This is a genomic window from Streptomyces sp. NPDC004435, assembly GCF_042873895.1.
In the GTDB taxonomy this organism is placed as follows: Bacteria; Actinomycetota; Actinomycetes; order Streptomycetales; family Streptomycetaceae; genus Streptomyces.
This window is the reverse complement of sequence record NZ_JBIAMB010000025.1, coordinates 1-3,842: the sequence shown is the minus strand read 5'-3', so window position 1 is coordinate 3,842 and position 3,842 is coordinate 1. Positions and strand designations below refer to the sequence as shown.

Annotated in this window: 2 protein-coding genes; one reads left to right on the top strand and one right to left on the bottom strand. The window is 76.1% G+C overall.

Going from position 1 to position 3,842, the window contains the following annotated elements:
- Window positions 1-2,443, bottom strand: a 2,443-nt coding sequence (locus ACFYT9_RS33610; RefSeq protein ID WP_389169724.1) for a DEAD/DEAH box helicase, incomplete at its 3' end; no start/stop codon positions are given.
- A 484-nt stretch (window positions 2,444-2,927) separates the two neighbouring features.
- On the opposite strand from ACFYT9_RS33610, the gene ACFYT9_RS33605 reads away from it, so the two are divergent.
- On the top strand, window positions 2,928-3,680 hold the full coding sequence (locus tag ACFYT9_RS33605; protein ID WP_387280657.1) for a ferritin-like fold-containing protein: 753 nt from the start codon (window positions 2,928-2,930) through the stop codon (window positions 3,678-3,680).
- Window positions 3,681-3,842 lie beyond the last annotated feature (162 nt).

Below are 3,842 nucleotides of genomic sequence, written 5' to 3'. Positions count from 1 at the left end.
CCTCGGCGGGGGCCTCGGCGGCGGGCGCCTCGGTGACGACGGCGGCGGCCGTCTTCTTCGCGGCGGTCCGCTTACGGGGGGCCTTGGGGGCCTCCTCGACCGGAGCCGCGACCGGGGCCGGGGCCTCGGCGACCGGGGCCGGGATGACCACGACGGCCTCGGCGGCGGCGGTGGTCGTCACCGGGCTGGACGCCTTGCGCACCGCACGGCGGCGCGGCCGGACGGCCGGCTCCTCGACGACCGGGGCCGCGGGGGCCTCGACGACGGCCGGAGCGGCCTCGATCACGGCACCCGGGGTGGTCGCCGGGCGGGTCGCCCGACGCCGGGCCCGCGGCGGCGCGGCCACGGCCTGCGCCGGCACGGAGGCGGGAGCGGCCTGGACCGGAGCGGCCTGGACCGGAGCGGTCCGGGCCGGAGCCGCCTGGACGGGCGCGGCCTGGACCGGACGCTCCACCGACTGGGCGGGCACCGGGGCGGACTGCTTGCGGGCGGCGGCCAGCTCGGCGGCGGCGCTCTCCACCGTCTGGAAGGACAGGGTGTCCTCGGCGCGCGGCCGGACCCGCCGCTTGCGCGGCGCGTGCGTCGGCGCGGGAACGACGGCCGGGGCGACGGGCGCCGCGGCGACCGCCTCCGGACGCCCGCCACGGCCACGGCGGCGGCGCGGAGCCACTTCCTCGACCGGAGCCTTGACCGGCTCGGTGGCGACGGGCTCGGTGGCGGCCGGGGCCGTCTCCGTACGAGCGCCGCGGGCGCGGCGGCGGCGCGGAGCCGCCTCCTCGACCGGGGTCTCGACCGGGGCAGGGGCCTCGGCGGCGACCGGGGCCTCGACCGGCTCGGTGGCGACGGGTTCGGTGGCGGCCGGGGCCGTCTCCGTACGAGCGCCGCGGGCGCGGCGGCGGCGCGGAGCCGCCTCCTCGACCGGGGTCTCGACGGGCGCGGCGGTCTCGGCCACCGGGGCGGCCTCGACCGGCTCGGCGACCGGCGCCGTGGTGACCGGCGTCGCGCCGGCGACCGGGATGCCGCCGCCGACCGGGCCGGTGCCGCGGGTGCGGCGGCGGCGCGGGCGGCGCGGACCGTCGACGGCCTCCGGGGCCTCGGCGGTCTCGCCGGCCGGGGTGCCGGTCACCGGGGCGGCCTCGGCGTCGGACCCGCCGCGGGTGCGGCGGCGCTGGCGCGGGGTGCGCGTACGGGCCGGGCGCTCCTCGGCCGGGGCAGGGGCAGCGTCACGGCCGCCGCGGCCACGACGGCCGCCCGGCTCGCCCAGGTCCTCCAGCTCCTCCGCGGCGAGACCCGCGCGGGTCCGCTCGGAGCGCGGCAGGATGCCCTTGGTGCCCTCGGGGATGTCCAGCTCGGAGTAGAGGTGCGGGGAGCTGGAGTAGGTCTCCACCGGGTCGGCGAAGTTCAGCTCCAGCGCCTTGTTGATCAGCTGCCAGCGCGGGATGTCGTCCCAGTCGACGAGCGTGATCGCCGTACCGGTGTTGCCCGCGCGGCCGGTGCGGCCGGTGCGGTGCAGGTAGGTCTTCTCGTCCTCGGGGGTCTGGTAGTTGATGACGTGGGTGACGCCCTCGACGTCGATGCCGCGCGCGGCGACGTCGGTGCAGACGAGGACGTCCACCTTGCCGTTGCGGAAGGCGCGCAGCGCCTGCTCGCGGGCGCCCTGGCCGAGGTCGCCGTGGACCGCGCCGGAGGCGAAGCCGCGCCGCTGGAGCTGCTCGGCGATGTCGGCCGCCGTCCGCTTCGTACGGCAGAAGATCATCGCGAGGCCGCGGCCGCGGGCCTGGAGGATGCGCGCGACCATCTCCGGCTTGTCCATGTTGTGCGCGCGGTAGACGTGCTGCTTGATGTTGGCGTGCGTCGCGCCCTCGTTGTCCGGCGAGGTCGCGCGGATGTGCGTGGGACGCGACATGTAGCGGCGGGCCAGGCCGATGACCGCGCCCGGCATGGTGGCCGAGAAGAGCATGGTCTGGCGGGTCGCCGGAAGCATGTTGATGATCTTCTCGACGTCGGGCAGGAAGCCCAGGTCGAGCATCTCGTCGGCCTCGTCCAGGACGAGGGTCTTCACGTGCGACAGGTCGAGCTTGCGCTGGCCGGCCAGGTCGAGCAGGCGGCCGGGGGTGCCGACGACGACGTCGACGCCCTTCTGCAGCGCCTCGACCTGGGGCTCGTAGGCCCGGCCGCCGTAGATGGCGAGGACGCGCACGTTGCGCACCTTGCCGGCGGTGAGGAGGTCGTTGGTGACCTGCTGGCACAGCTCGCGGGTGGGCACGACGACGAGGGCCTGCGGGGCCTCGGTCAGCTGCTCGGGCTTCGCGCGGCCCGCCTCGACGTCGGCGGGGACGGTGACCCGCTCCAGGATCGGCAGACCGAAGCCGAGGGTCTTGCCCGTGCCGGTCTTGGCCTGGCCGATGACGTCGGTGCCGGTGAGGGCGACCGGGAGGGTCATCTCCTGGATGGGGAAGGGGGTGGTGATGCCGACGGCTTCAAGCGCTTCGGCGGTCTCGGGAAGGATTCCGAGCTCTCGGAACGTAGTCAGGGTGCTGCCTCTTCTGTGAGACGCGGCGCGAGGCGAACGAAGGGGGTCTCATTCGTGCCGGGCTCTTCCCGCGGGATCCTGGGGAAGATCACCGCCGGGTGGCACGGGACCACTGCCGTCGCTCGAGCGTCGTACCGCTGAGGGACCCTTCGGCGGGTCCGCCGGAAGGGCTGTCGGGCCGGAGCCGATCGGGCCACCGACCGGGCATCCTCATTCATGCGTCGGCCCACCGGGTACGTCCGAACGTGCGAAAGCATGTACGCATACTCGGCAGGCGCATTACCACTGTACCCCGGAATCGCGCATGTGTGTTGGGGGAAATGGTGATGAGGGCACGGTCACACTGACTGACCAGCGCCTTCGGGGGTCCTGGGGGCGGGCTATTGTGCGCTCCATGGAGACGCCTGACAACGCCACATCCGCCGGAGCCCCGGACGACGCCGACACTCCCACCGGTATCGCCGCCAAGGACTGGGCCACGGCTTCCGCGGAGCCGCAGTACCGCGCCGCCGTGATCGACCTCCTCGGCGCCCTCGCCTACGGCGAGCTGGCGGCCTTCGAGCGGCTCGCCGAGGACGCCAAGCTCGCGCCGTCCCTGGAGGACAAGGCGGAGCTGGCGAAGATGGCCTCCGCCGAGTTCCACCACTTCGAGCGGCTGCGGGACCGGCTGACCGCCGTCGACGCGGAGCCCACCGCGGCCATGGAGCCCTTCGCGAAGGCGCTCGACGACTTCCACCGCCAGACCGCCCCGTCGGACTGGCTGGAGGGCCTGGTCAAGGCGTACGTGGGCGACTCGATCGCCAGCGACTTCTACCGCGAGGTCGCGGCCCGGCTCGACTCGGACACCCGGGCCCTGGTGCTCGCGGTGCTCGACGACACCGGGCACGGCAACTTCGCGGTGGAGAAGGTCCGCGCGGCGATCGACGCCGACCCGCGCGTCGGCGGCCGGCTCGCGCTGTGGGCCCGCCGGCTGATGGGCGAGGCGCTCTCGCAGGCCCAGCGGGTGGTGGCCGAGCGGGACGCGCTCTCCACGATGCTCGTCGGCGGGGTCGCGGACGGCTTCGACCTGGCGGAGGTGGGCCGGATGTTCTCCCGGATCACCGAGGCGCACACCAAGCGGATGGCGGCCCTGGGCCTCGCCGCCTGAGCCCGCGTCACCAAGGAGACTGATCGGCCGCGGGGGGCCGGGCCCCCCCCCCCCGGGCCCCCCCCCGGGGCCCGGGGGGGGGGGGGGGGGGGGCGCCCCCGGGGGGGCCCGCCCCGGGGGGGCGGGGGGGCCCCCCCCTGCGGGGGGGGGCCATCGCCGGTC

What these genes read in the sequence shown, in the direction of transcription:
- ACFYT9_RS33605 (WP_387280657.1), top strand. Translation starts at nt 2,928, where the DNA reads ATGGAGACGCCTGACAACGCCACATCCGCCGGAGCCCCGGACGACGCC.